The 25253-nt window shown below is 62.5% G+C and carries 20 protein-coding genes; 9 read left to right on the top strand and 11 right to left on the bottom strand.

Annotated elements, in window-relative coordinates:
• Positions 1-66: 66 nt before the first annotated feature.
• Positions 67-765 carry a transcriptional repressor LexA gene (gene lexA, locus QO034_RS05020; RefSeq protein WP_284484410.1) on the top strand — a complete coding sequence of 233 codons (699 nt, stop codon included), beginning with the start codon at positions 67-69 and terminating at the stop codon, positions 763-765.
• Here the strand turns inward: lexA and QO034_RS05015 are convergent.
• Positions 759-2825, bottom strand: a complete 2067-nt coding sequence (locus QO034_RS05015; protein WP_284484409.1) for a ComEC/Rec2 family competence protein — start codon at positions 2823-2825, stop codon at positions 759-761. The genes lexA and QO034_RS05015 overlap by 7 nt on opposite strands.
• Before the next feature lie 80 nt (positions 2826-2905).
• Here QO034_RS05015 and gltX point away from each other — a divergent pair, with 80 nt between their 5' ends.
• A complete protein-coding gene (gltX, locus tag QO034_RS05010) occupies positions 2906-4333 on the top strand; it encodes a glutamate--tRNA ligase (RefSeq protein WP_284484408.1) in 1428 nt (475 codons plus the stop codon).
• Between the two features lie 91 nt (positions 4334-4424).
• Positions 4425-5720, top strand: coding sequence for a citrate synthase (gltA, locus tag QO034_RS05005; protein WP_284484407.1), 1296 nt, complete (start codon positions 4425-4427; stop codon positions 5718-5720).
• A gap of 107 nt (positions 5721-5827) precedes the next feature.
• Here the strand turns inward: gltA and QO034_RS05000 are convergent, their stop codons facing one another.
• The 10 genes from QO034_RS05000 to QO034_RS04955 form a co-directional block, all read right to left on the bottom strand.
• Entirely contained in the window at positions 5828-6604 is a 777-nt protein-coding gene (locus QO034_RS05000; RefSeq protein WP_284484406.1) for an enoyl-CoA hydratase-related protein, read from the bottom strand.
• A gap of 68 nt (positions 6605-6672) precedes the next feature.
• A complete protein-coding gene (locus tag QO034_RS04995; protein WP_407696724.1) occupies positions 6673-7149 on the bottom strand; it encodes a cytochrome c-type biogenesis protein in 477 nt (158 codons plus the stop codon).
• Positions 7146-9113, bottom strand: coding sequence for a heme lyase CcmF/NrfE family subunit (locus QO034_RS04990; protein WP_284484405.1), 1968 nt, complete (start codon positions 9111-9113; stop codon positions 7146-7148). The genes QO034_RS04995 and QO034_RS04990 overlap by 4 nt, the downstream gene beginning before the upstream one ends.
• 76 nt (positions 9114-9189) lie before the next feature.
• Complete coding sequence (locus QO034_RS04985; RefSeq protein ID WP_284484404.1) at positions 9190-9768, bottom strand: holin family protein; 579 nt, start codon at positions 9766-9768, stop codon at positions 9190-9192.
• Complete coding sequence (locus QO034_RS04980; protein WP_284484403.1) at positions 9759-10370, bottom strand: holin-associated N-acetylmuramidase; 612 nt, start codon at positions 10368-10370, stop codon at positions 9759-9761. The genes QO034_RS04985 and QO034_RS04980 overlap by 10 nt, the downstream gene beginning before the upstream one ends.
• A 125-nt stretch (positions 10371-10495) precedes the next feature.
• Complete coding sequence (gene ccmE, locus QO034_RS04975) at positions 10496-10942, bottom strand: cytochrome c maturation protein CcmE (protein WP_284484402.1); 447 nt, start codon at positions 10940-10942, stop codon at positions 10496-10498.
• Positions 10943-10950: 8 nt separating this feature from the next.
• Positions 10951-11979 carry an N-acetyl-gamma-glutamyl-phosphate reductase gene (argC, locus tag QO034_RS04970; RefSeq protein WP_284484401.1) on the bottom strand — a complete coding sequence of 343 codons (1029 nt, stop codon included), beginning with the start codon at positions 11977-11979 and terminating at the stop codon, positions 10951-10953.
• A 92-nt stretch (positions 11980-12071) separates the two neighbouring features.
• On the bottom strand, positions 12072-12881 hold the full coding sequence (locus tag QO034_RS04965; RefSeq protein ID WP_284484400.1) for a glutamate racemase: 810 nt from the start codon (positions 12879-12881) through the stop codon (positions 12072-12074).
• Positions 12882-12890: 9 nt separating this feature from the next.
• Positions 12891-13769: a lysophospholipid acyltransferase family protein gene (locus QO034_RS04960; protein ID WP_284484399.1), complete on the bottom strand. Its 879-nt coding sequence runs from the start codon at positions 13767-13769 to the stop codon at positions 12891-12893.
• Positions 13770-13845: 76 nt separating this feature from the next.
• Positions 13846-17268 carry an indolepyruvate ferredoxin oxidoreductase family protein gene (locus QO034_RS04955; RefSeq protein ID WP_284484398.1) on the bottom strand — a complete coding sequence of 1141 codons (3423 nt, stop codon included), beginning with the start codon at positions 17266-17268 and terminating at the stop codon, positions 13846-13848.
• Between the two features lie 169 nt (positions 17269-17437).
• Between QO034_RS04955 and QO034_RS04950 the strand changes: the two genes are divergently transcribed.
• The 6 genes from QO034_RS04950 to grxD all read left to right on the top strand — a co-directional run bounded on the left by QO034_RS04950 (position 17438) and on the right by grxD (position 25241).
• The gene (locus QO034_RS04950) at positions 17438-18334 is read left to right on the top strand and encodes a LysR family transcriptional regulator (RefSeq protein ID WP_284484397.1); all 897 of its coding nucleotides are present in this window, start codon (positions 17438-17440) and stop codon (positions 18332-18334) included.
• A 301-nt stretch (positions 18335-18635) separates the two neighbouring features.
• Complete coding sequence (locus QO034_RS04945; RefSeq protein WP_284484396.1) at positions 18636-20909, top strand: mechanosensitive ion channel family protein; 2274 nt, start codon at positions 18636-18638, stop codon at positions 20907-20909.
• 61 nt (positions 20910-20970) lie between these two features.
• Positions 20971-22116 carry a BamA/TamA family outer membrane protein gene (locus tag QO034_RS04940; RefSeq protein WP_284484395.1) on the top strand — a complete coding sequence of 382 codons (1146 nt, stop codon included), beginning with the start codon at positions 20971-20973 and terminating at the stop codon, positions 22114-22116.
• A gap of 210 nt (positions 22117-22326) precedes the next feature.
• A complete protein-coding gene (purL, locus tag QO034_RS04935) occupies positions 22327-24486 on the top strand; it encodes a phosphoribosylformylglycinamidine synthase subunit PurL (RefSeq protein WP_284484394.1) in 2160 nt (719 codons plus the stop codon).
• 125 nt (positions 24487-24611) lie between these two features.
• Positions 24612-24854 (top strand): BolA family transcriptional regulator, encoded by a 243-nt coding sequence (locus QO034_RS04930; RefSeq protein ID WP_284484393.1) that lies wholly within the window; start codon positions 24612-24614, stop codon positions 24852-24854.
• Between the two features lie 24 nt (positions 24855-24878).
• Positions 24879-25241, top strand: coding sequence for a Grx4 family monothiol glutaredoxin (gene grxD, locus QO034_RS04925; RefSeq protein WP_284484392.1), 363 nt, complete (start codon positions 24879-24881; stop codon positions 25239-25241).
• The last annotated feature ends 12 nt before the right edge of the window (positions 25242-25253 follow it).

Raw genomic sequence — 25253 nt, 5'->3', positions numbered from 1 at the left:
ACCCGTTGACACAAAACGGGAACATGCCTAGAACAAAGTCAGACACAGCGACAAGAGGTTCGGGCCATGTTGACCAAGAAGCAGTTGGACTTGCTGGAATTTATCCACAAACGGGTGCAACGCGACGGTGTTCCGCCCAGTTTCGATGAAATGAAGATCGCGCTGGATCTGCGCAGCAAATCGGGCATTCACCGGCTGATCACCGCGCTCGAGGAGCGCGGGTTCATCCGCAGACTGGCCCATCGCGCCCGCGCCATCGAAATCGTGCGCCTGCCCGAAAGCCTCGGCGGCAAGGCCACAGCCGCCTTTACGCCGCGCGTGATACAGGGCGACAAGCCCGACGCGCCCCGGCCCGCCAATTCCGAGCCGATCACCATCGGCGCCGTCGAAGTGCCGATGATGGGCCGCATCGCCGCCGGCGTTCCGATCGAAGCGATCAGCGAAGTGTCCCATCAGGTCGCCGTGCCGCAACAGATGCTGTCGTCGACCGGCGAACACTATGCGCTCGAGGTCAAGGGAGACTCGATGATCGACGCGGGCATCAACGACGGCGATGTCGTGATCATCCGCGAAACGTCGACGGCCGACAACGGCGATATCGTCGTTGCCCTGGTCGAAGACCATGAGGCGACCTTGAAACGGTTCATGCGCCGCGGCACCTCCATCGCGCTGGAAGCCGCCAACCCGGCCTATGAAACCCGTGTGCTGCCGTCGGACAAGGTCAAGGTTCAGGGCGTTCTGGTCGGGCTGATCCGCACCTACTGACGCTGCGCCAGGCGCACAGCTTTGTGACCGGGCGGCGTGTTCCAGATGCGCCGCCCGGATCGTTCCTGCGCAGTGACGATCATGCCACCGCTGATTGCCAGGCTTCCGGTATCCAGAAGCCGCTTTGAATCATAGACTTCGCACGGTCCTTTCAGGCGTAGCGGCACCGATGCGACGACGATCTGGCCCGCAGCGCAGCTGTCCATTCTTGCCGCGCCGGTCTTGCCGATCACATGCACGATTTCGATGGGTCCGGCGGAGAATGTCCGAACCTTGTCCTCGGCACCCGGCCAGCGTCCGGCGGCGGTGGGCTGATCGCTTCCGTCGCCGTCGTTTTCCAGCCAGTTGCCGGCAATGAACCCCGCCCCGCGCGCCTTGCTGAGGGCACGACCCTCCGCCGTCATCACACCGACCAGCCCGCCGGTATCCGCCACCAGCACCGCCGGCCGTTCGGTCTGCGCCCAGAGCAGAAACGCCAGGACCACGGGCGCAAGCCCGGCAAGGCGCGCCCGGCCCTGCCAGAGCATCACCCACAGGCAGCCAAGAGAGAGCATCGGCAACACCCAATGTCCGGGGCCCGGAACATATCCCTGCGCGCCGTCGAGATCGGTGACGAAATGCGCGACACCGAGAATCCATCGCAGCCCCATCCCCATCGGGTAGAGACCGACCATCTCAAGCCCGAACGGCGCAAGCAGCAGCGCCAGAACCGCCGCCGGAATGACCAGAATTCCCATCAGCGGCACCGACAGCAGATTGGCGATCAGGCCATAATGCGACATGGTGTTGAAATGCGCGGCCCCAACCGGCGCGGTGGCGAGTCCCGCGATGGCGGAGGACAGGACGACGCCCAGGACCGGCTTCACGAAGTTCGGCGCTCTGGGCAGGTCCGCGTCGCGGAGCCAACCGAAGAACGCCACCAGCGCAGTCGTGGCGGCAAAGGACATCTGGAACCCCGGCCCCAGCAGGGCCTCGGGGCGCAGAACGAGAACGATCAGCGCGGCCATCGCCACGGCCCGAAGGGAAAACGCCCGCCGATCCACCAGCACCGCGATCAGCACCACGGCCACCATGATGAAGGCGCGTTCGGTCGCAACGTTGCCTCCGGACAGGGCGAGATATCCGGCTGCGGCCCCCAGAGCGCCGAGCGCCGCGACTTTCTTGACCGGAAACCGCAGGGCGAACGCCGGAACCAGCGACAGCCCCACCCTCAACGCGGCGAAAACGAACCCGGCCAGAAGCCCCATGTGCAAGCCGGAAATCGCCAGCAGATGGGCCAGGTTGCTGGCCCGCAACGCATCGAGCGCATCCTGCCCGACGCCGCTGCGATCCCCGGTCGTCACCGCCGCCGCGAAACCGCCGACATCGCCGGGAAGAAGCTCGCGCACCCGGTTGGACGCCGCCATCCGGATTGCCAGAACCTTGACGCCGGCCCGGCCTTCGATCGCCGGAGCCGCGAGCAGAACCGGGGTCCGGGTGTAACCGACGGCCCCCAGCCCCTGGAACCACGCGTGCCGGCGGAAATCGAAACCGCCCGGCTCCACCGGCCCCTGCGGCGGCGACAGATGCCCGGTCGTCATGATCCGTTGGCCCGGCCGGATGTCCGCGGCCGGGCCATGCAGGGAAATCCGCACCCGGTCCGGCCTGCGGTCGGGTCCGACCCGTTCCAGCCGGACCCGATCCAATGTCACCCGCACCGCGTCGGAGGCAGACCGGTCGAGCCCGACGACGCGGCCTTCGATCGGGCCGTAATATCGCCACCCCAGCACCGGCCCGCCGACCTGATGCGCCCGGTTTCCCGCGAGGCAGAACCCGAACGCGACCAGAGCCAGCGCCCAGCCGATAGCCGACAGGCCGCTGGGCCACCGGATCGCCGCAGCAACAGCCGTCAATCCGATCAGGGCGACGCAGCCATAGACCGCCAGGACCGGCTCCATGCGCAGCGAAAAGTACCAGCCAATGCCAATGGCCAGAAAGACCGGTGCCCAGGGGAACAGATGTCCGCGCTGGTTCAACAGCACCAGATCGGCGCGGGCCAGAACCCGCCTGAAAATGCCCATGCTTGCTCCCTGCCGCCCGGCTCGCTAGACAGGCGCTGACCCTATCCTTTCCATGGTTACCAAGAGGTAAATCCGACCATATGTCCAAACCTGTCGTCACGCGTTTCGCGCCTTCGCCCACCGGATATCTGCACATCGGCGGCGCGCGGACCGCGCTGTTCAACTGGCTCTATGCGCGGGGCCGCAGCGGCAAGTTCCTGCTGCGCATCGAAGACACGGATCGCGCACGCTCCACCCCCGAAGCCACGGCCGCCATTCTCAAAGGCCTGTCCTGGCTCGGGCTGGATCACGACGGCGAGGTGGTCAGCCAGTTCGACGGGGCCGACCGCCATGCCGAGGTGGCGCACCAGTTGCTGGCCGCAGGCAAGGCCTACAAATGTTTCGCCACCCAGGACGAGATCGCGGCGTTCCGGGATACGGCGCGCGCCGAAGGCAAATCGACCCTGTTCCGCAGCCCCTGGCGCGACTCCGATCCCGCCAGCCATCCGGACGCGCCATATGTCATCCGCATCAAGGCGCCGCAGGACGGAGCGACGGTGATCCGCGACCAGGTGCAGGGCGACGTCACGATCCGCAACGACCAGTTGGATGACATGGTGCTGCTGCGCGGGGACGGCACGCCGGTCTACATGCTGGCCGTCGTGGTCGACGATCACGACATGGGCGTCACCCATGTCATTCGCGGCGACGATCACCTGAACAATGCCGCCCGGCAGATGATGATCTACGATGCGATGGGATGGGACGTTCCGGTCTGGGCCCATATCCCGCTGATCCATGGTCCCGACGGCAAGAAACTGTCCAAGCGGCACGGCGCGCTCGGCGCGCAGGAATACCAGGCCATGGGCTATCCGGCGGCCGGCATGCGCAACTATCTCGCCCGGCTCGGCTGGAGCCATGGCGACGACGAATTCTTCACCGATCGGCAGGCGCTGGAGTGGTTCGATCTGGATGGAATCGGCAAGAGCCCGGCCCGGTTCGACCTGAAGAAGCTGGAGAACCTGAGCGGGCAGCACATCGCGGTGATGGCGAATGCTGCGCTGCGGCAAGAAATCGTGGCCTATCTGGCCGCGGCGGGCCTGCCCGCGCTGACCTTGACGCAGGAAACCGATCTGGAGCGTGCGATGTATTGCCTCAAGGACCGCGCCCGAACCTTCCCTGAACTGCTTGAAAAGGCGCATTTTGTCCTGACATCCCGCCCAATTTTGCCGGACGAGAAGGCCGCGAAGGCGCTGGGGTCGGTATCCGATGGTATACTGTCAGAATTGACGCCGCAGTTGCAAAATGCTAGCTGGACCCGAGAGGTTCTGGAGGATACTCTGAACGACTTTGCCGAATCCCGGGGGACAAAGTTCGGCAAACTGGCGGGTCCGCTTCGGGCGGCGCTGGCGGGTCGGGCGGTGACGCCTTCGGTTTTTGACATGATGCTGATTCTGGGCCGTCAGGAAACCCTGGATCGGCTAGACGATGCGTCCGGTCGATCCGGGGGATTCCCCGCGGAGACATGACGTCGATACCATCGGGCCGGCGCTTCGGCGAACCGTCCATACCCGCACAGGTCAGGCAACCCGGCCCGTGGATGCAAGAGGAAGACATATAATGACTGACACGAAAAAATCCGCGACACTAACGATCGGCGAAGACAGCTATGAGCTGCCGATTTTTTCCCCCACGGCCGGTCCCGATGTCGTCGATATCCGGAAGCTCTATGGCACTGCGGGCGTCTTTACCTATGATCCGGGTTTCACATCGACCGCCAGCTGCGACAGCACGATCACCTTCATCGACGGCGACGCGGGCATTCTCTTGCACCGGGGCTACCCGATCGACCAGCTCGCCGAGAAATCGCACTATCTGGAAGTCTGCTACCTGTTGATGAACGGCGAACTGCCGAGCGCGGCAGAGTTGGAAGACTTCGAAACCCGAATTACCCGCCACACGATGGTGCACGAGCAGATGCACAATTTCTTTCGCGGGTTCCGCCGCGACGCTCATCCGATGGCGACAATGGTCGGCGTCGTCGGGGCCATGTCCGCCTTCTACCATGACAGCACCGACATCAATGACGAATGGCAACGCGAAGTCGCCGCCATGCGCCTGATCGCCAAGGTCCCGACGATCGCTGCGATGGCCTACAAGTATTCCATCGGCCAGCCCTTCGTTTATCCGCGCAACGACCTGGATTACGCGTCCAATTTCCTGCACATGTGTTTTTCGGTCCCGGCCGAGGAATACCATGTGGACCCGATCCTGGCGCGGGCGATGGACCGGATCTTCACCCTGCATGCCGACCACGAGCAGAACGCGTCCACATCGACCGTGCGCCTGGCCTCTTCGTCCGGCGCCAACCCGTTCGCCTGCATCGCGGCCGGGATCGCCTGTCTTTGGGGTCCGGCCCATGGCGGCGCAAACCAGGCCTGCCTCGAGATGCTGGGAGAGATCGGGTCGGTGGACCGGATCCCCGAATTCATCGCGCGCGCCAAGGACAAGAACGACCCGTTCCGCCTGATGGGCTTTGGCCACCGGGTCTACAAGAACTTCGATCCGCGCGCGACAGTGATGAAGAAATCCGCCGACGAGGTTCTGGATCTGCTTGGCATCGAGAACAATCCCAAGCTCCAGGTGGCCAAGGAACTGGAGCACCAGGCGCTGAACGATCCCTATTTCGCCGAGAAGAAGCTTTTCCCGAACGTGGATTTCTATTCCGGCATCATCCTCGAGGCGATGGGGTTCCCGACATCCATGTTCACCCCGATCTTCGCGCTGTCGCGCACCGTCGGATGGGTGAGCCAGTGGAAGGAAATGATCGCCGATCCGCAGAACAAGATCGGCCGTCCGCGCCAACTCTATCTGGGCGAGACGCTGCGCGACTACGTCGACATCGAAAAACGCTGACACGACGCCTGAACCGGTCATGGAAAGCGCCCCGGGCAATGGCCGGGGCGCTTTGCTGTCAAACCTGGGCTCGTCGTCGCCAGACGGTCTGCGCGGTGCGGATTCGGTCAGCGACCTTCGAACCGGGCCGGGCGTTTCTCCATGAACGCCAGGACGCCCTCGCGGAAATCGCGGGATCTGCCGCATTCGCCTTGCAGATGCGCCTCTGTCGAAAGCTGATCGTCGAGGGACTTGTCAAAGGATCCGCGGATCGCCGTCTTGACCGCCGCATAGGCAGCCGTCGGCCCGGCGGCCAGTTGCGCCGCGCGACCGCGCCAATGGGCATCGAACGCCTCGTCCTCGACCGCTTCCCAGATCATCCCCCATTCGTCGGCCTGGCGGGCAGTGATCTTGTCCGCGAACAGGGCCGCGCCCATTGCCTTGGCCAGTCCCATCTGGCGCGGCATGAACCAGGTGCCGCCGGCATCCGGAATCAGCCCGATCCGCGTGAAGGCTTGCAGGAAATATGCGCTTTCCGTGGCGATGACCACATCGGCGCCGAGCGCGAGATTGGCCCCTGCCCCCGCCGCCGGGCCGTTGACCGCAGCAATGGTCGGCACAGGACAGTCGTAGATCGCCTGGAGCATCGGGACATATTCGTCGCGCAAGGTGCGTTCGAGGTCGATATGCGCGGCGTCGCTTCGGTCGCCCAGATCCTGCCCTGTGCAGAACGCCCTGCCGGCCCCGGTCAATACGATCACGCGGGCCGTCTTGGCCATGTCGCGCATCGCGAAGGCGATTTCGGCCCGCATCTGCGTGGTCAGCGCGTTCATCTTGTCGGGCCGGTTCAGGGTCAGAAGGCCCAGTCCGTCGGTGATTTCCACGGTGATTGTCTCGTAGTTCATGGCGACCTCATGCGTTTTTCGCGCTCAGCGTGACGCAGCGGGAAGACCGTGAAAAGCGGAACCGCACGTCACTCGTCGAGAATCTGGCGCAACCGTTCCTGTTCGGCGTCGGAAAGCGCGGATTCCTGTGTCTGCGGCGCAGCGGCGCGGCCGCGCAGGTAGCCGATTCCGACCCCGCCCGCCAGGAGCAGCATCAGCGGACCCGCCGCCCAGAGAATCCAGTTCGCGCCCCCCGTCGTCGGTCGCAGCAGCACATATTCGCCGTAGCGATCAACGATAAACGCGATCGCCGCCTCGTCGCTGTCCCCGGCCACCAGCCGTTCCCGCAGCAGAATGCGCAGGTCTCGGGCAAGATCGGCATTGCTTTCATCAATGCTTTCATTCCGGCAGACGAGGCAGCGCAACTCTTGGCTCAGGTCGCGCGCCCGCTGCTCCAGCACCGGATCGTCGAGCACTTCATCGGGCTGAACCGCCCAGACGGGCGATGCCAGTACAGCGACGGCCAGGACGGACGAACGGATCGCAGCGGTCCAGTTCCTGATCATTCGGCCGGAACCTCCCGGCCACTTGCGCGGCGGGCACCCGCCGCGACGCGGAACCGCCGGTCGAACAGGCTGAACGCACCGCCAAGCGCCATCATCAGACAGCCCGCCCATATCCAGTTCGTCAGCGGTTTGACATAGGTTCTCACGGTCCAGCCGCCATCCACCTGCTGGTCTCCGATCACCACATAGACATCCCGCAGGAACCTGTAGTCAATCGCGGCTTCCGTGGTGGGCATCCGCGCCACCGGGTATTGGCGTTTCTCGGGGCGCAGTTCCGCAAGATCGCGCCCGTTCCGTTGCAGTCTGACGATACCTGTCGTGGCAAAAAAATTCGGCCCCTCTTCCTGAACGACATCTTCAAGCGTCAGGGTAAAGGCCCCGACCTCGAAGGGTTCGGTCAGTTGAACGACACGGATATCTTCCTGCTCCCATGCGGTCAGACCGGCGATGGCGAACATGGTCACGCCCAGCCCGGCGTGCGCGGTCGCCTTGCCCCAATCCGCCCCCGGCAGGCGGAACAGCCGCCCGATCCGGTCACCGCCGCGCCCCGTGCGCGACCACAGATCGACGATCGCGCCGAAGACCATCCACGACCCCAGCATCAGCCCGACCGGACCAAGGGCACTGCGCCCGGTCTGCATGGCCCATGCCAGAACGCCAAGCGCCAATGCCAGCACAAATGCGTAGCGGAGCGGCCACATCGCCCGCCCGAGACGGCCCCGCTTCCAGGGCAGCATCGCCCCGACCGGCAGGATCAGCCCCAACAGCACCATGAACGGGGTGAAAGCCATGTTGAAGAACGGCGGCCCGACGCTCAGCTTGCGGTCAAAGAACATCTCGGCGATCACAGGCCAAAGGGTTCCGACGAAAACGACGAAACAGGCGACCGCCAGGATGATGTTGTTGGTCAGCACCGCGCTTTCGCGGCTGACGACGCCGAAAACGCCCTTGGCCTCCATCGCCCCGGCGCGGGCCGCGAAGAGTGTCAGCGCTCCGCCGGTAAAGATCGCCAGGATGATCAGGATGAAGATACCCCGCTCCGGGTCATTGGCAAAGGCGTGCACGCTGGTCAGAAGACCGGAGCGCACGATAAACGTGCCGATCAGCGAAAAGCCAAAGGCCAGGATCGCCAGCAGGATCGTCCAGCTTTTCAGAGCCTCGCGCTTTTCCACGACGATTGCCGAATGCAGCAGCGCGGCAGCCAGAAGCCAGGGCATGAACGATGCGTTCTCGACAGGATCCCAGAACCAGAAGCCGCCCCAGCCGAGCTCGTAATAGGCCCACCAGGACCCCAGAGCGATACCGATGGTCAGAAAGACCCAGGCCGCAAGCGTCCAGGGCCGCACCCAGCGCCCCCAGGCCGCATCGACCCGGCCATCGATCAGGGCGGCGACGGCGAAGGAGAAGGCCATGCTCAGTCCGACATAACCCAGGTAGAGGAACGGCGGATGAAACGCCAGCCCCGGATCCTGCAACAGCGGGTTCAGGTCCTGCCCGTCAAACGGCGGCGTTGCCAGCCGCAGGAACGGATTGCTGGTGAACAGGATGAAAGCGAAAAACGCGACCGCGATCGCTGCCTGAACGCTCAGAACCCGCGCGCGCAGGCTGGGTGGCAGCCCGCCGCCGAACCAGGCCGCCATGGCCCCGAACAGCGTAACGATCAGCACCCAGAGCAGCATGGAGCCTTCGTGGTTGCCCCAGGTTCCGCTGATCTTGTAGAGCATCGGCTTGGCCGAATGGCTGTTCAGCACGACCAGCTTCAATGAAAAATCCGAGGTGACAAAGGCCCAGGTCAACGCGCCAAAGGCAAAGGCCGTCAGAAGGAACTGCACCGATGCCGCGGGTTCGGCGACCGCCATCCACGCAGACCATCTTTTCTGGGCCCCGACCAAAGGCACCACCATCTGCACGATGGCCACCAGAAACGCGAGAATGAGGCAGTAGTGACCGAGCTCTGTAATCATGCCCGGATGTATAGTCTCCCGCCGCGGTGCGGCCAATGCTTTTCGACGCGGGAGACCGTTCACATTGTCGCAAGGCCTATGCTTGGCGGGCCTCTTTCCAGTCACGCAGCGCCGGGTTCTCTTCGGGACTCAGCACGGCAATGTTCAGCGATGCATCCGGTCCTGGATCGGCGACACCCGGACTGTCGGCGCGCAGCTTTTGCAATGCGCCGATGTTCTGCACGACCTGCGGAACGCGCGCCATGGTGGTGGCGATATCGCGCTGAAACGTCTGCGTTTTCAACTGATGCCGTGCGCCAAAATAGAAAGACACGATCACGCCCAGCAACCACCAGAGCGGTTCCGGAACAAGTGCGACACCCTGCATTCGCGCCGCGAACCAGATCGGATCAACCATGGCCGCAACGAAAAGACCGAGCGTTCCAAGGGCCATCGCAGGGCGCGGCAAGCGGTTCACGCCATCCATAACCCGATCGAACACTCCCTGCCGGGGCACCGCGAATTCAGCACCGAATTGCTGCATCGCCTGTCCTTGCACGTCGTGGGCGCGCTGTGCCCCGGCTTCGGCGTTCTCGGTAAAGACTTCGACAGTCTCGCGCACGAAATTGCGCCCGTTGCCGAACATCATGGTCAGAAATCCCTGGATCAGCCCCATGCTGCCACCCTCTGTTGAAATTCTGCGTCGGTCATGTGGTATCGGGGCGACAGGAACTCTTCGGCGCGCTTGATCCAGCCGCCTTTGCCGCCCGCCCGTGTCCGCGCGTATTTCCGGCTCGCCACGCGGCCGTCGCCGATACGGAAGTAATAATTCCGGCGCGCCACCCCGTAGGCATCGCGCAGCGCCAGACCGTCGGGCCGTGCCGCATCGCGTGTCGCTTCAAGTGTCTGCGGTCCGATCGCACCGTCCACCGAGACGGCGTAGCCCATGTCTCGCAGCATCCGCTGGAGGATCTTGACCGCGTTGCCCCCGGCATTGACATACATGTCAAACAGGCTGGCCTGCAAAGCCGACGGCATCTCGGCGATCCTCGGCCGAACGAAATAGTGGGACACAAAGATATCTACCGCCTGTTCTCGGGTCAGGGCACGGACATCGGCCACGCCAATGACTCCGTCTCCGGTCAGGTCGAGTCCGAGGCGGCGCATCGTGTGTATGGTCACACCGTAGTTGGTCGCTCCGCCGGGATCATCCGGATCGTTCACGTACCCGCCTTCGCGGGCAACTATCTCTTCGGCAATATCGCGCACAGTCTGCATTGCAGTCTCCCAAGATCACGATGGGAAATCTGCTCTGAAATGGTTAATGGCCTGACACCCGACCGGACGCTGCACCGTTTCCAGACCTGGATCTTGTCACCGGGAAGCCGTTTTCACGGGACCGGTCAACTGCCGTTCGGATCCTTGTAGACACCCTGTTCCTTCAAGGCGTCGACCACTTCCGTCGGCATGTATGTTTCGTCATGTTTCGCCAATATTTCAGTGGCTTCAAAGACACCGTTCACGTAACTTCCGGTGCCGACCATGCCCTGGTTCTCGGCGAACAGATCCGGCAGAACTCCCGAAAATGTCACCGGTATCGACGCACCGCCATCGGTGACTGAAAACTGGATGGTTTCGCCCTGCCCGCGAATGATGCTGCCCTCTTCAACCAATCCGCCGATCCGGAACACTTCGTTCGGCGCCGGGGGTTCTGCGACGATCTGGCTGGGCGCGCGAAAGAAATTGATTCCATCGCGCATCGCATACCCGATCAGCCCGCTGGACACCACCAGCGCGACCACCGCGAGAACGATGACCTGGACACGACGCTTTTTCTTCAGGTTCTTCATCGGTTACCTCACGGAAACAGCGGGGCCATCATCAGCCCTGTGGTTTCTTCTTCACCTAACATCAGATTCGCGTTCTGCAATGCCTGGCCACTGCTACCTTTTGTCAGGTTATCCAGGGCCGCGATCACGATTGCGCGGCCTTCGATCCGGTCGGCAGTCACGCCGATATGCACAAAATTCGACCCGCGCACGTTGTGCGTGCTTGGCGTGTCGCCAAAGGCCAGAACCTCGATGAACGGCTCGTCCGCATAGGCGGCGCTGAACGTGTCGAAAATGGCCAGCGCATCGCCTTTGACATAGACCGTGGCAAGAATCCCGCGGTTCGCGGGGATCAGATGCGGCGTGAACTGCACCTTGACGGGGCGTCCGGCCAGGGCGCTGAACTCTTGATCGAATTCGCCCAGATGCCGATGGGTGCCGCCAACCGCGTAGGCGTTGTAGCCTTCGCTCAACTCGGCGTGCAGAAGGTTCTCCTTGAGGCTTCGTCCGGCTCCGGACACGGCGCATTTCAAGTCCATGATGATTTCATCCAGATCGATCACACCAGCGGAAATCAGCGGCCGCAGGGCGAATTGCCCGGTTGCGGCGTTGCAGCCCGTGCCCGCCACCAGCCGCGCCCCGCGGATATCATCGCGGTAGAATTCCGTCAGGCCATAGACGGCTTCGCGCTGCTGATCCAACGCGGCATGAGGATTGCCGTACCATTTCTGATAGGCGTCCGGGTCCCGCAACCGGAAATCCGCGCTCAGATCGACGACCTTCAACGACGCGGGCAATTCGCGCACCACTTCCTGGCTGGTCTTGTGCGGCAAGGCGCAGAAACACAGGCCCACATCCGAGAAATCGATCTCGTCGATCCGGCACAGGTCGGGCAGTTGCATGTGGCGCAGGTGCGGGAACACGTCGGCCATGCGCATGCCGGCCTTCCGCTCTCCCGACAGGGCGACAATGTCCATGTTGGGATGACCAGAGATGAGCCGCACCAGTTCCGCGCCGGTATAGCCGCTGGCTCCGAGGATTGCGATCTTATGGGTCATGTCGGACCTCTTGCATTGGTGTGTTCGGGTTCCCCTGCCGTCTATGCGACAACGGGACTACAGGACAAGCGTCGTGGCGGCCTTGACAAAAATCAGGCCGCCTGAAACCGGATCTCTCGTCGCAGGAACTGCGTCGCGCGGTCGCTGACCCGTCTGGCATCGCCGGTGGTGAGATAGCCTGCCGCACCCGTTCCCATCATATTGGGATGACGTTCGAGGTAATCGGCAAGGCTTTCCGCGACAAGGTCGGCCTGGCTGAAGACCGTCACATCCGGTCCAAGCGCATCTTGAAAGGTCTGCTGCATCAACGGGTAATGCGTGCACCCCAGAACCGCAGCTTGCGGGTTGGGCATCTTGCGCTTCAGGGCATCGACATGGGACCGTACCAGCGCCTCCGCCAGAATCATGTCCCCATCCTCGATCGCATCGACGACGCCGCCGCAGGCCTGCGCTTCCACATCGACCCCTATGGCGCGGAACGCCAGTTCGCGCTGGAAGGCACGGCTGGCGACCGTCGCAGGCGTTGCGAACAGCGCCACATGCTTCACCGCCACTTCCCGCGGCGGGCTGTTGTCGCCCCATTGCCGTTCCGTCAGGGCTTCGATCAGCGGAACGAATACGCCCAGCACACGCTTGCCTTTCGGCAGACCGCCTTCCTGCATCCGCCGCAAGGCCGCCGCGCTGGCGGTGTTGCAGGCCAGGATCACCAGGTCGCATCCCCCATCCCACAGCCGCTGAACCGATGCGACCGTCAGGTTGAACACGTCATCGGCATCCCGCACCCCGTAGGGCGCGTGGGCGCTGTCGCCCAGATACAGGAAGTCCACTTCTGGCAGACGCCGCTGCGCCGCCTCCAGAACCGTCAGCCCGCCGAGGCCGGAATCAAAAATGCCAACTGCCATGTCCGTGCCTCAGGCGCGATGCCGTTCCTCGAATTCATAGCCGCGCTCGAAGGATCCGAGCGGCGTCGGAGACAACTCATAGGTGGCTTTGCGCAGGAAATCCATCATCTGTTTGGCGTCGCCCGCCAACGGGTCCAGTATGTCGCGGCCGATGGGTGCGCCGATGACGACCCGCACCGGGGTATCAACCCTCCGGCGGAACTCCTTGATCAAAAGCCCCATCCGCAACGTGGCATGCAAATGGCTCGCAATCTGGAACAGCCGGCTCGTGTGACCGTCAAAGAATACCGGAACCACGACCGCGCGAGACTTGGCAATCATCCTCGCCGTGAACCCGCGCCAGTTGGGATCCATCGGATGCGAAAACGGTTTCGCACCAGTGCTGACCGTGCCGCCCGGAAAAATCCCGATGGCTCCGCCCGCGCCAAGGTAGTCCAGCGCCGTCTTTCGCGTCCTCAGGTTCAGCTGCACGGCATCCCTGGTGTCGTCAAAGGAAATCGGCAGGACGACGCGGTCGATATCTTCGGCCTTCTGAAAGACACGATGGGCCAGAATGCGGAAATCGCCTCGGGATCGGGCCAGGATATGCCCCATCATCAGCCCGTCGAGAATTCCGTAGGGGTGGTTCGCGATCAGGATCAGCGGCCCTTCCGACGGGATGTTTGACAGCGCGCCTCCCGCCACGTCCAAGGTAAGCCCGTAGCGCTCGACCATGACCGTCCAGAAATCCCGTCCCGACGCGAGGTCTTTTTCATAGCCCTGCGCACGCCGGATCAGCCCCAGCCGTCCAGTGCTGTTTTCCATCAGCCTGATGATCGCACGTCCGCCACGCGTGGCGGCGGAATGCGCATAGGAAATGTCCCTGGCGATATGATGGCGCGACGCCAATTCCGTCTCCTGTTCGATGCCGCGCGGCCTGCGCAGAATCCGGATTTGCACGAAAACGGTAACAATGCTGTAACGACTACTCCGCCGCCTTCGCCAGATCGGGTCCTCCCTTACGGAACGCCGCCAGCAATTCCTCTCGCCGCTTCGCCGCCTTTGCTTCGTTTGCGGCCTTCACGGGGCCAAAGCCGCGAATATCAAGCGGCAGTGCAGCCAGCGCCACGGCAATGTCAGCGGTCTCTGGCGTGACCTTTGGCAACACTGCGTTCATGTCTGCCTCGAACTGCTTGATCAGCGCCCGCTCCATGCGCCGCTCGGCGCCGTAGCCGAACAGATCGAATGGGCTGCCCCGCAGCGACTTCAACGCCGCAAGCACCTTCAGTGGCGTGCGCATCCAGGGGCCGAACGCGCGTTTTTTCGGCCGGCCGTCCGGTCCGGTTCCGCCCAGGATCGGGGGCGCCAGATGATAGGTCATCCGGAACTCTCCATCGAATTCCGCCGCCGCCTTCTCCTGACTGGTCAGAAGCAGCCTCGCCACCTCGTATTCGTCCTTGTAGGCCAACAGCTTGTGATAGCCCCTGGCCACCGCATCCTTCAGCCGCGCATCCTCTATGCCGTCCACCAGCTTGCGATACCGCTTCGCAAGCCGCTTGCCCTGGTAGGCCACAAGATGATCGGCGCGATAGGCGATCTTCTCGTCCAGCGTCCGGGGAAGCTGCACGACATTGGGCGTCAGGATCGCCGCTGCCTCGGCGGGGAAAAGAACCGCCCAGCGTCCGATTTCGAATGCCCGCTTGTTTCGATCGACCGCCGCGCCGTTCAGTTCGAGCGCCTGATGGATGCTGTCCAGGCTGAGCGGAATCAAGCCGCGCTGCCAGGCGCCGCCGAACACCATCATGTTGGAAAAGATCGAATCGCCCAAAGTGGCCCGTGCCAGCTCCGAGGCATCGAACAGGTCCAGCCGGTCCTTGATGCGCGCCTGCAACGCCAGTTCCAGCCGATCCGCAGGCAAGGCGAATTCCGTGTTGCGGGTGAAATCCCCGGTGATGATCTCGTGGCTGTTGACCACCGCTCCGGTCTGTCCCGTCCGGGTCAGGCCCAGCGTCTTGGCCGCCGCCGACACGACAAGGTCACCCCCGATCAATGCGTGCGCCTCGCCGGTCGCGACACGGATTGCGTTGATGTCCTCGGGCCGGTTGGCGATCCGGCAGTGGATATGCACCGCACCGCCTTTTTGCGCCAGGCCCGCCATCTCCATCATGCCCGCGCCCTTGCCATCCAGTTGCGCCGCCTGGGCCATGACGGCCCCGATGGTCACGACGCCGGTGCCCCCGACGCCGGTGATGACCACGTTATGCGTGCCGTCGATGGCGGGCAGGTCCGGCATCGGCAGGTCGGGCAGATCCAGGGCAGTCGTCGCCTCCTTGCGCACGGTCGCGCCTTCGAGCGTGACGAAAGACGGGCAAAACCCCTTGAGGCAGGAATAGTCCTTGTTGCAGGATGACTGGTCGATCGCCCGCTTGCGCCCGAGTTCGGTGTCCTTCGGCACGATGGACACGCAGTTGGACTGGATGCCGCAATCGCCGCAGCCTTCGCAAATGTCGGTATTGATGAACACCCGCTTGTCCGGGTCCGGAAAACCGCCCCGCTTGCGCCGCCGGCGCTTTTCCGCGGCGCAGGTCTGGATATAAAGGATGGCCGAAACGCCCTCGATCTCGCGGAACTTCTTCTGCACCGCGTCCATTTCGGCGCGTTCGTGCCATTCCAGCCCCTTGGGAAACGGATCGCGCGCCGGCTCTTCCTTTTCATCGTAGACAACCGCAATGTGCTTGATGCCCATGGCGCTGAGTTCGGCTGCGATGCGCGGCGCATCCAGGTCGCCCTCGTTGTGCTGGCCCCCGGTCATGGCAACCGCGTCGTTGTAGAGGATCTTGTAGGTGATGTTGGTCTTGGCCGCCACGGCCGCCCGGATCGCCTGGATGCCGGAGTGGTTATAGGTGCCATCGCCCAGGTTCTGGAACACATGCGGCGTTTTCGAGAACGGCGCCTCGCCGATCCAGTTCGCGCCCTCGCCGCCCATATGGGTGAAACCCTGGGTCGACCGATCCATCCACTGCGCCATGTAGTGACAACCGATCCCCGCGTAGGCACGGCTGCCTTCGGGCACCCTGGTTGACGTGTTGTGCGGACAGCCGGAACAGAAATAGGGAAGCCGCGCGGCAATATCTTCGGCATTGTCATTGCGCCGCGCATCGTCCAGCGCCGCCATGCCGGCGCGGATACCGTCGGTTTCGCGCCCTTCCTCGATGAGGATCTTGCCCAGCCTTTCCGCAATCAGGATCGGGTCAAGCGCCCCTTGTGTCGGGAAAAGTTCCGGCCCGTGCATAGACCCCGCGCCACCGCCCTTGTGCCAGCCCCACACCCTGCGTCCCCGCCGGTCGTCGAAAATCGCTTCCTTGATCTGGATCTCGATCAGCTTGCGTTTTTCCTCGACCACCACGATCAGGTCCAGACCTTCGGCCCAGTCGTGAAATCCCTTCATGTCCAGCGGGAACACCTGGCCGATCTTGTAGGTCGTGATGCCCAGCCGCTCGGCCTCGGCCTCGTCGATGTTCAGAAGGCTCATCGCGTGCACCAGGTCAAGCCAGTTCTTGCCTGCCGCGACAAAGCCGATCTTGGCCCCCGGCTTGCCCCACATGCGCTTGTCCATGCGGTTGGCGTGGCTGAAGGCTTCGGCGGCGAAACGCTTGTAGTCGATGACCCGCGGCTCCTGCAGATGGGGCGTGTCCACCAGCCGGATGTTCAGCCCGCCCTGTGGCATGTCGAACTCGGGCGTGACCAGTTGGACGCGGTTCGGGTCGCCATCGACAACCGATGTTACCTCGATCGTGTCCTTCATCACCTTGAGACCGACCCACAGCCCGGAAAATCGCGCCAGCGCAAAGGCATAGAGGCCGTAGTCAAGGATTTCCTGCACCCCGGCCGGACTCACGATCGGCATATAGGCATCCATCAGCGCCCATTCGCTCTGATGCAGTGTGGTGCTGCTTTCGCCTGTATGGTCGTCACCCATCGCCATGACGACACCGCCCAAGGCGCTCGTGCCGGCCATGTTCGCATGCCGAATGACGTCGCCGGACCGGTCCACCCCCGGCCCCTTGCCGTACCAGAGCCCGAAGACCCCGTCGAACTTGCCTTCGCCCCGCAATTCGGATTGCTGCGAGCCCCAGAGCGCGGTCGCGGCCAGGTCCTCGTTCAATCCCAGCTGGAACACCACGTCATGCTCGACAAGCGGTTTGGCGGCGCGCTGCATCTGCATGTCCACCGCCCCAAGTGGCGAACCGCGATACCCCGTCACCAGTCCGGCGGTGTTGTGTCCGGCGGCGCGGTCACGGGCTTTCTGCATCAGCATCAACCGTACCAGTGCCTGTGTACCGTTCAGCAGCACCGGGCTCTTCGTCAGATCGAACCGGTCGTTCAAGGAAATCTTCTGCGTGCTCATCTCTCGCCTCCCAACGTCGGATTGAAGTGCATGCGACAGGCTCCATAATAGGTCATAATTTATGACCTGCATAGAAAAATAAATTGGTTTTCCTAGCGTAACGGCTGTTGCATGCCGAGTGTTACATCACATCATATAGGGTAGCGCGCACAGATCGAAAGTTGCTTCTATGGATTGGGACAAGCTCAGGATATTTCACGCCGTGGCGGATGCGGGCAGTCTGACTCATGCCGGCGACCGGCTGAATCTGTCGCAATCGGCGGTCAGCCGTCAGATCCGCGCGCTGGAAGAAAGCCTTGGCGCGACCCTGTTTCACCGCCATGCCCGCGGGCTGATTCTGACCGAACAGGGCGAGCTTCTGTTTGACGCGACGAGCGCCATGTCCAAGCGGCTGGAGACCGCCTCTGCGCGGATCAAGGACAGCGAAGAAGAAGTCTTTGGCGAATTGCGTGTCACCACGACCTTCGGGTTCGGACTGCTTTGGCTGGCGCCGCGCTTGCCGAAACTTTACGACAAATATCCGGATCTGAAGGTCGACCTGATGCTCGAAGAACGCGTCCTAGACCTGCCGATGCGGGAAGCAGACGTCGCAATTCGCATGAAAGAGCCCAGCCAAGCCGACCTGATCCGCAAACGCCTGATGACGGTGCAGATGCTGCTTTACGCGTCGCGCGAGTATCTCGACCGCAACGGGACGCCCTCCAGCATCGAGGACATCACCGACCACCGCCTGATTTGCCAGAACACGGATTCCGCGCAAGTCAGCGCCGGGGCGAGACTGGTGCAGCACCTGCTGACCTGCAATCCGCATTCCCTGTTGACGGTGAACAACTATTTCGGCGTTCTCCAGGGCGTTCTGAACAATCTCGGCATTGGCGTTCTGCCCGATTATGTCACGCAAGATTTCCCCGACCTCGTGCGTATCCTGCCAGAGATCGAGTCCGCCGATGTTCCGGTCTTTCTCGCCTATCCCGAAGAACTTCGGCAATCCCAGCGCATCGCCGCCTTTCGGGACTTCGTGCAAGAGGAGATCATCACCTACCGCAAGTCCTTGAAACAAGGCTGACAAAAAACAGCCATGCGCCCAACGCATGACAGGATTGCTGCCTCTGCGACCTTATTTCCCTTGATCGTGCACAGAGTGATGCCTAATTGAGCTTATGAAGCGATTGACGCGTAATTGCTCATCACTTCATACCTCCCTGTTGGACTTCGGCCGAGCTTAGCGCTCGGCCTTTTTTTTCGTCCACACTGGAACCGCGTTGCAACGCAGTCCGGAAAAAATGATTTCCCAATGGATTTATCGCGCGATAACGCATACGCCATAGCTGCATTATTTTCGTCAGATTTCTGCCCGGAGCGTCCCTTTGGCCCACATCGTCCGCGTCGCAATCCTTGCAATCTTTTGCCTTCTCAGCACGTTGGTCCCCGTTTCCGCTCAGGTGGGACAAGCCAGCGGATCAGACGGCGGCGATACCACGTCCGACATCACCCTGCCCGACCCCCTGACGCCTGACGCGGTGCGCGAAATGGTGGCGCGCATGTCCGACGATCAGGTGCGCAATATGTTACTGGACCGGCTCGACGCCGTGGCGGAACCCGAACCAACGGCCGCCGACCTGGAAGCGACCCTGTTTGCAAAGCTGCATCGGTGGTGGACAGCGTTCTACAGCAATCCGCTGGATGCGATCGTGAAACTGCCGAACCTCGTCGCCGAAGAAAGCAAGATCATCGCGAAGTTCTCTGACTCGTCCGGCGGGTTCATCGGTGTTTTGAAGCTCTTGGGCCTGATCGCCCTCACCGTCGGGGTTGCATACGGGATCGAACAGATCGCCGAGCGCGTGACCAAATCGTGGAGAAAACGCGCTGATCCGACAGACACCGCTACGTTGCGCGATTCCCTTACCTTCCTGTTCCGAAGGTTCATGCGCGAGATCTTCGGGCTGATCATCTTCTATTTTTCCGCCCGCATTCTAGGCCGAATGATAATGACCCCGGAGCAGCTGGCCTTTGCGGGACCTCTGATGACCTATCTCATCTGGTGGCCGCGTCTGGGCGCTGCCGTGTCGCGGTTCATTCTGGCCCCCAAGCAATCGGCCATGCGTCTGGTCAATGTCGACGATAGGTCGGCCGCTTTCCTGATGCGCCATCTGGTCGGCCTCATTTTCCTGGCCGGGCTGACAATCTTCGTGGTCGATTTCAACTTGAAGCAAGGCGCTTCGCTGGCGGAGACCCGTCTCGGCTTCTGGCTGGATTCGTTCGTCTACGTCTACATAGCATTCATCGCCTGGACGGCTCGCGACGCCTTGTCGGACATGATGCGCGGAATCGACCCGGATCGCACGGAATACGATGAATGGATCGCGAATTTTTACCCCTTTTTCATGATCGGGGTCGCTGTCGGCATGTGGGCCATCGTGACGACAATGACCGGATTGGGAAACACCCGTCAGCTTCTGCAGGGCGCCCACTATTCGACGATGTTCTGGCTGCTGGTCGCCCCGGCGCTGGACACGGCCATTCGCGGACTGGTCCGCCACCTTGTCCCCCCCATGGTCGGCGAAGGCCCCGTGGCGGAACGGGCCTATGTGAGCACAAAGCGCAGCTATATCCGCATCGGACGTGTGCTGATGGCTGGTCTCGTTCTCATATTGATTGCGCGCAGTTGGAACATCTCGCTCGCGGACTTCACATCTGGACGGCAAGGCTTTGGCACCAACCTGGTCGAATTCCTCATGATGCTGGCCGTCGGCTACGTTGTCTACGAGGTGGTCTCGCTCTGGATCAACCGCCAACTTGCCAAGGAACAGACCAGCGCCGCGCCGCTCGACCAAGAAAGCGCGGGCGATGGCGGCGGGGCGGGCGGATCGCGCCTTGCCACCGTGTTGCCGCTGTTGCGGGTGACGGCACAGGTCGCCATCGTGGTTATCTTCAGCCTTCTCGCCGTTGGCACGCTTGGCATCGACATCACGCCGCTTCTGGCCGGCGCGGGGATCCTCGGCCTCGCCATCGGCTTTGGCGCGCAAAAGCTGGTGGCCGATGTCGTCTCGGGCATCTTCTTCCTTATCGACGACGCCTTCCGCGTCGGTGAATATGTCGAGGTCGGAGGCACCATGGGTACGGTTGAAAAGATCTCCATCAGGTCGATGCAACTGCGCCACCACCTGGGCCTTGTGCACACGCTGCCCTACGGCGCGATCCCCAAAATCACGAATTTCAGCCGCGACTGGGTGATCATGAAGCTGAAATTCACCGTCCCCTTCGACGTGGACCCGGAAAAGGTGCGCAAGATATTCAAGAACATCGGACAGGAACTCTTGGCCGACCCCCGGTTCGAAGGCGACTTTCTCGAACCGTTCAAGAGCCAGGGCGTCTCCGCAATCGACGATGTCGGCATCACCATCCGTGGCAAGTTCATGGCCAAACCCGGCACCCAGTTCATGATCCGCAAGGAAATCTACAACCGGGTTCAGGATGCATTCGAAAAGAACGGCATCGAGTTCGCCCGCCGCGAAGTGCGGGTGGCGATCCCCGGCCTGGACCACGCCGAAGACCTGACCGATGAGCAAAAATCGGCTATAGGCGCCGCTGCCACCGGTGTCGTGCAGGCAGAGCTCGAAAAGGAAAAAGGAAAGCCTTGAAGCCTATGGCCTTCATCGCTTTGCTTCGAGAAATGACATCACAACCAAGCGGGCTCGCATTGTGAAACTCTGCCGGGCACTGTTCAATCGTATGTCGGCCCATGCCCGGTGTTTCGGCCTGGCGGTCGGCCTGTCCGCATCGGTTGGCGCGGTCTGGGCCGACCCGACCCAAGTCGAACAACAGGTCAAGAGCGCCGGCAATGCCCAGAAAGACAGCGATTTCGGATTTCGCAGCGGGTCCTTCGTCGCAACGCCGATTCCGTTTTCCAACCCGACCATCGGCTCCGGTCTTGTGCTCGGCCTCGGCTATCTCTTCAATATCGATCGCGGCTCCAAGCCCTCGGTCATCGGCATTGCCGGGCTGAGATCCGATAACGGCACCATGGGCTACGGCGGTTCCATCAACCTGTACTCCCACGACAACCGCTGGCAACTGGAGACCCTGTTCGCCGAAGCGGACATCCGGTATGATCTGTTCACCACCATCGGCACCCTGCCGATCCGGCAGGAGGGTTATCTGGGTCGGGTCAGCCTGTCTTACGGGGTCACGCCGGACCTGTCCTTTGGCGGCAGCATGCGTTACCTGAAAACCGATGTCAGCCTGGACGCGCCGGATCTTCCGTCGATACCGGCGCCGTTCAATGACTTCCTCAATACCGAGATCCTGAGCCTGGGCGTGGTCGCTGACTGGGACACGCGGGACGATACGCTGTATCCGACCTCAGGTAACCACCTGCAATTCGAGGCCTCACGCGGTATCTTCCTTGGGGGCATTCTGCCGGACTACAGCAGGGCGTTCCTGAATTTCTCGCACTATGTCGCGGTCGGAAAAAACGGGGTTCTGGCGGCCATGGCGTCGACCTGCGCCGCTTCTTCGGACACGCCGTTCTTTGACCAGTGCGCCCTGGGCGGAACCGACTCCTTCAGGGGGTTTTCGTTCACGCAGTATCTCGACGACCGCTCCGCATCGGTGCAGGTCGAATACCGGCAAACCCTGACACCGCGTTTCGGAGGCGTGGTCTTCGGCGGTGCAGGTCTCGTGGGTCCGACCTATGGCCAACTCGCCGAAGGCGGAACCCACGGCGCCGTCGGGATCGGCTTGCGGTATCGGGTTTCAAAGAAGTTTCCGGTCGACCTGTCCGTCGACGTTACCCGAAACACGATCGACGAAAACCAGCTTTACATCTACGTCGGCCAGCGGTTCTGACCCTCGGGACCAGCAAACCCGGCAAACTTCTCCAGATCGCGCAGGCCGGACCGTCCAACCGGCACCGTTCCATTGTATCCACCGCATGGCCGCGACCGTCCCGATTTCAGGCGCAACGGCGGGGTCCAGATGCGCACGGATTATGCTTCCCCCTGCCCTTGGCTTGGCCTAAAAGGCGGCCAAACAGCCGCCACCGGGGAAGACGTCACCATGCAAGACCCAGCCATCACGCCAGATCTGATCGCCGCACACGGGCTGAAGTCGGACGAGTATGAACGCATCCTCGACATCATCGGGCGCGAACCGACGTTCACCGAGCTGGGCATATTCTCGGCGATGTGGAACGAACACTGTTCCTACAAATCTTCCAAGAAATGGCTGCGCACCCTTCCCACGACCGGGCCACAGGTCATCTGCGGCCCCGGCGAGAACGCCGGCATCGTTGACATCGGCGACGGGCAATGCGTCGTCTTCAAGATGGAAAGCCACAACCACCCGTCCTACATCGAACCCTACCAGGGCGCTGCGACCGGCGTCGGCGGCATCCTGCGGGACGTGTTCACCATGGGCGCACGCCCCATCGCCGCCATGAACGCCCTGTCCTTCGGAATGCCCGACCATCCCAAGACCCGCAGGCTGGTCAGCGGCGTCGTCGAAGGCATCGGCGGCTACGGCAATTGCTTCGGCGTGCCGACGGTGGGCGGCGAGGTCCGGTTTCACCCGGCCTACAACGGCAACTGTCTCGTGAACGCCTTTGCGGCCGGCCTGGCCGACACCGACAAGATCTTCTACTCCGCCGCGTCGGGCGTCGGGATGCCTGTCGTCTACCTTGGCGCCAAGACTGGTCGCGACGGCGTCGGCGGCGCGACGATGGCCAGCGCGGAATTCGACGACACGATCGAAGAAAAACGCCCGACCGTGCAGGTCGGCGACCCGTTCACCGAAAAACGCCTGATGGAAGCCACGCTCGAACTGATGGCGACCGGCGCGGTGATCTCGATCCAGGACATGGGAGCGGCCGGCCTGACCTGTTCCGCGGTGGAAATGGGCGACAAGGGGGGGCTTGGCGTGCGGCTCAACCTCGATGCGGTCCCTCAGCGCGAACCGGACATGACCGCCTATGAAATGATGCTGTCCGAAAGCCAGGAACGGATGCTGATGGTTCTCAAGCCGGACCTGGAATCCGAAGCCCGCGCCGTGTTCGAGAAGTGGGACCTCGATTTCGCCATCGTCGGCGAAACCATCGCCGAGGACCGTTTCATCGTGGAACATGACGGCAAGGTCATGGCCGATCTGCCACTGGCGACCCTCTCGGGTTCGGCACCGGAATACGACCGTCCCTGGGTTCCGACTCCGCCGGCACAACCCTTGGGCGACATTGCCCAGATCGATCCTCTCGATGGGCTGCGGGCCCTGCTGGCCTCGCCGAACTATGCGGCGAAACAGTGGGTCTATGAACAATATGACACGATGGTCATGGCCGATACCGCCCGCGCGCCGGGGTTCGGATCGGGCATCGTGCGCGTGCATGGCACCGACAAGGCGCTGGCGTTCACGTCGGACGTTACGCCGCGCTATGTGCGCGCCAATCCGGAGGAAGGCGGCAAACAGGCGGTGGCCGAAGCCTACCGCAACCTGACCGCCGTCGGTGCGACCCCACTGGCGGCCACCGACAACCTGAATTTTGGCAATCCCGAAAAGCCCGAAATCATGGGGCAGTTCGTCGGCGCGATCAAAGGCATTGGCGCCGCCTGCGCGGCGCTGGACATGCCGATCGTGTCCGGCAACGTCTCGCTCTACAATGAAACCGATGGCGCGGGCATCCTGCCGACACCGACCATCGGCGCTGTCGGCCTGCTCGCGAATGTGAACGACATCATCGGCAACGAAGTCCGCGACGGCCATGTCGCGCTGGTCGTCGGCGCAACTTCCGGCCATCTCGGCCAATCCGCGCTTCTTGCAGAAGTGTTCAACCGCGAAGACGGCGACGCACCGGCGGTCGATCTTGAGTCAGAAAAACGCAATGGCGACTTCATTCGCGCCAACCGCGCGCTGATCCGGGCCTGCACCGACCTGTCTGATGGCGGCCTCGCGCTGGCCGCCTTCGAATTGGCCGAGGCGGCGGGCGTCGGCGTTCAACTGGACGACGCGACAACCGAACAGCTCTTTGGAGAGGACCAGGCCCGCTATCTCGTGGCCTGCAATTTCGACCAGGCCGAGGCGCTCATGATCGCCGCCGGTCGCGCCGGTGTTCCGATCGCAACGGTCGGGCGTTTCACCGGTCACCTCGTACAGATTGGTACGCGTTCGGCTCCATTGACGGAACTTTCGCAACTCTATCGCACCGCCTTCCAGGGTGCGGTCGCCTGACGAAAACGCACCGGCGTCCCCCGCGCCCTTGGATCGCCGCAGGCACGGAATGCTCCGACCGCTCTCTTGCGTCGCCTGCCGCTCCGCCCTACATCTGGGCCAATACAACAGGAGAGATTCAGCACATGGCCATGCAAGCCCATGACATCGAAGAGTTGATCCGCGCCAGCTTTCCGGCCGCGAAGATCACGATCACCGATCTGGCCGGTGACGGAAACCATTATGCCGCCGAAGTCATCGATGAAAGTTTTCGCGGCCAGAACCGGGTGCAGCAGCAGCGCGCGGTCTATGCCGCGCTCAAGGGCAAGATGGATGGCTCGGCCGGTGAATTGCATGCACTGGCCCTGACCACCAAGGCGCCGGACTGAGACAGGACAACAAAGGAACGCGACATGACCGATACGGCCACACAGATCAAGGACACGATCTCCTCCAACGACGTGGTGCTCTACATGAAAGGCACCAAGGAAATGCCCCAGTGCGGCTTTTCAAGCCGCGTTGCGGGGGTGCTGAACTACATGGGCGTGGATTTCGCCGATGTAAACGTGCTTGCGGACGAAGCCATCCGCCAGGGAATCAAGGATTTCTCCGACTGGCCCACCGTGCCGCAACTTTACGTCAAGGGCGAATTCGTCGGCGGCTGCGACATCATCACCGAAATGACTCTGTCGGGCGAGTTGGACACTCTGTTCGAGCAAAAAGGCGTATCCTTTGACAAGGACGCCGCCAACAAGATCCGCGAAGCCAACGGCTGACCGCAAAAAAGC

It is taken from the genome of Sedimentitalea xiamensis (assembly GCF_030164465.1).
Taxonomy (GTDB): domain Bacteria; phylum Pseudomonadota; class Alphaproteobacteria; order Rhodobacterales; family Rhodobacteraceae; genus Sedimentitalea; species Sedimentitalea xiamensis.
The sequence above is the reverse complement of the archived record's forward strand: the minus strand, read 5'-3'. Positions and strand labels throughout refer to the sequence as shown.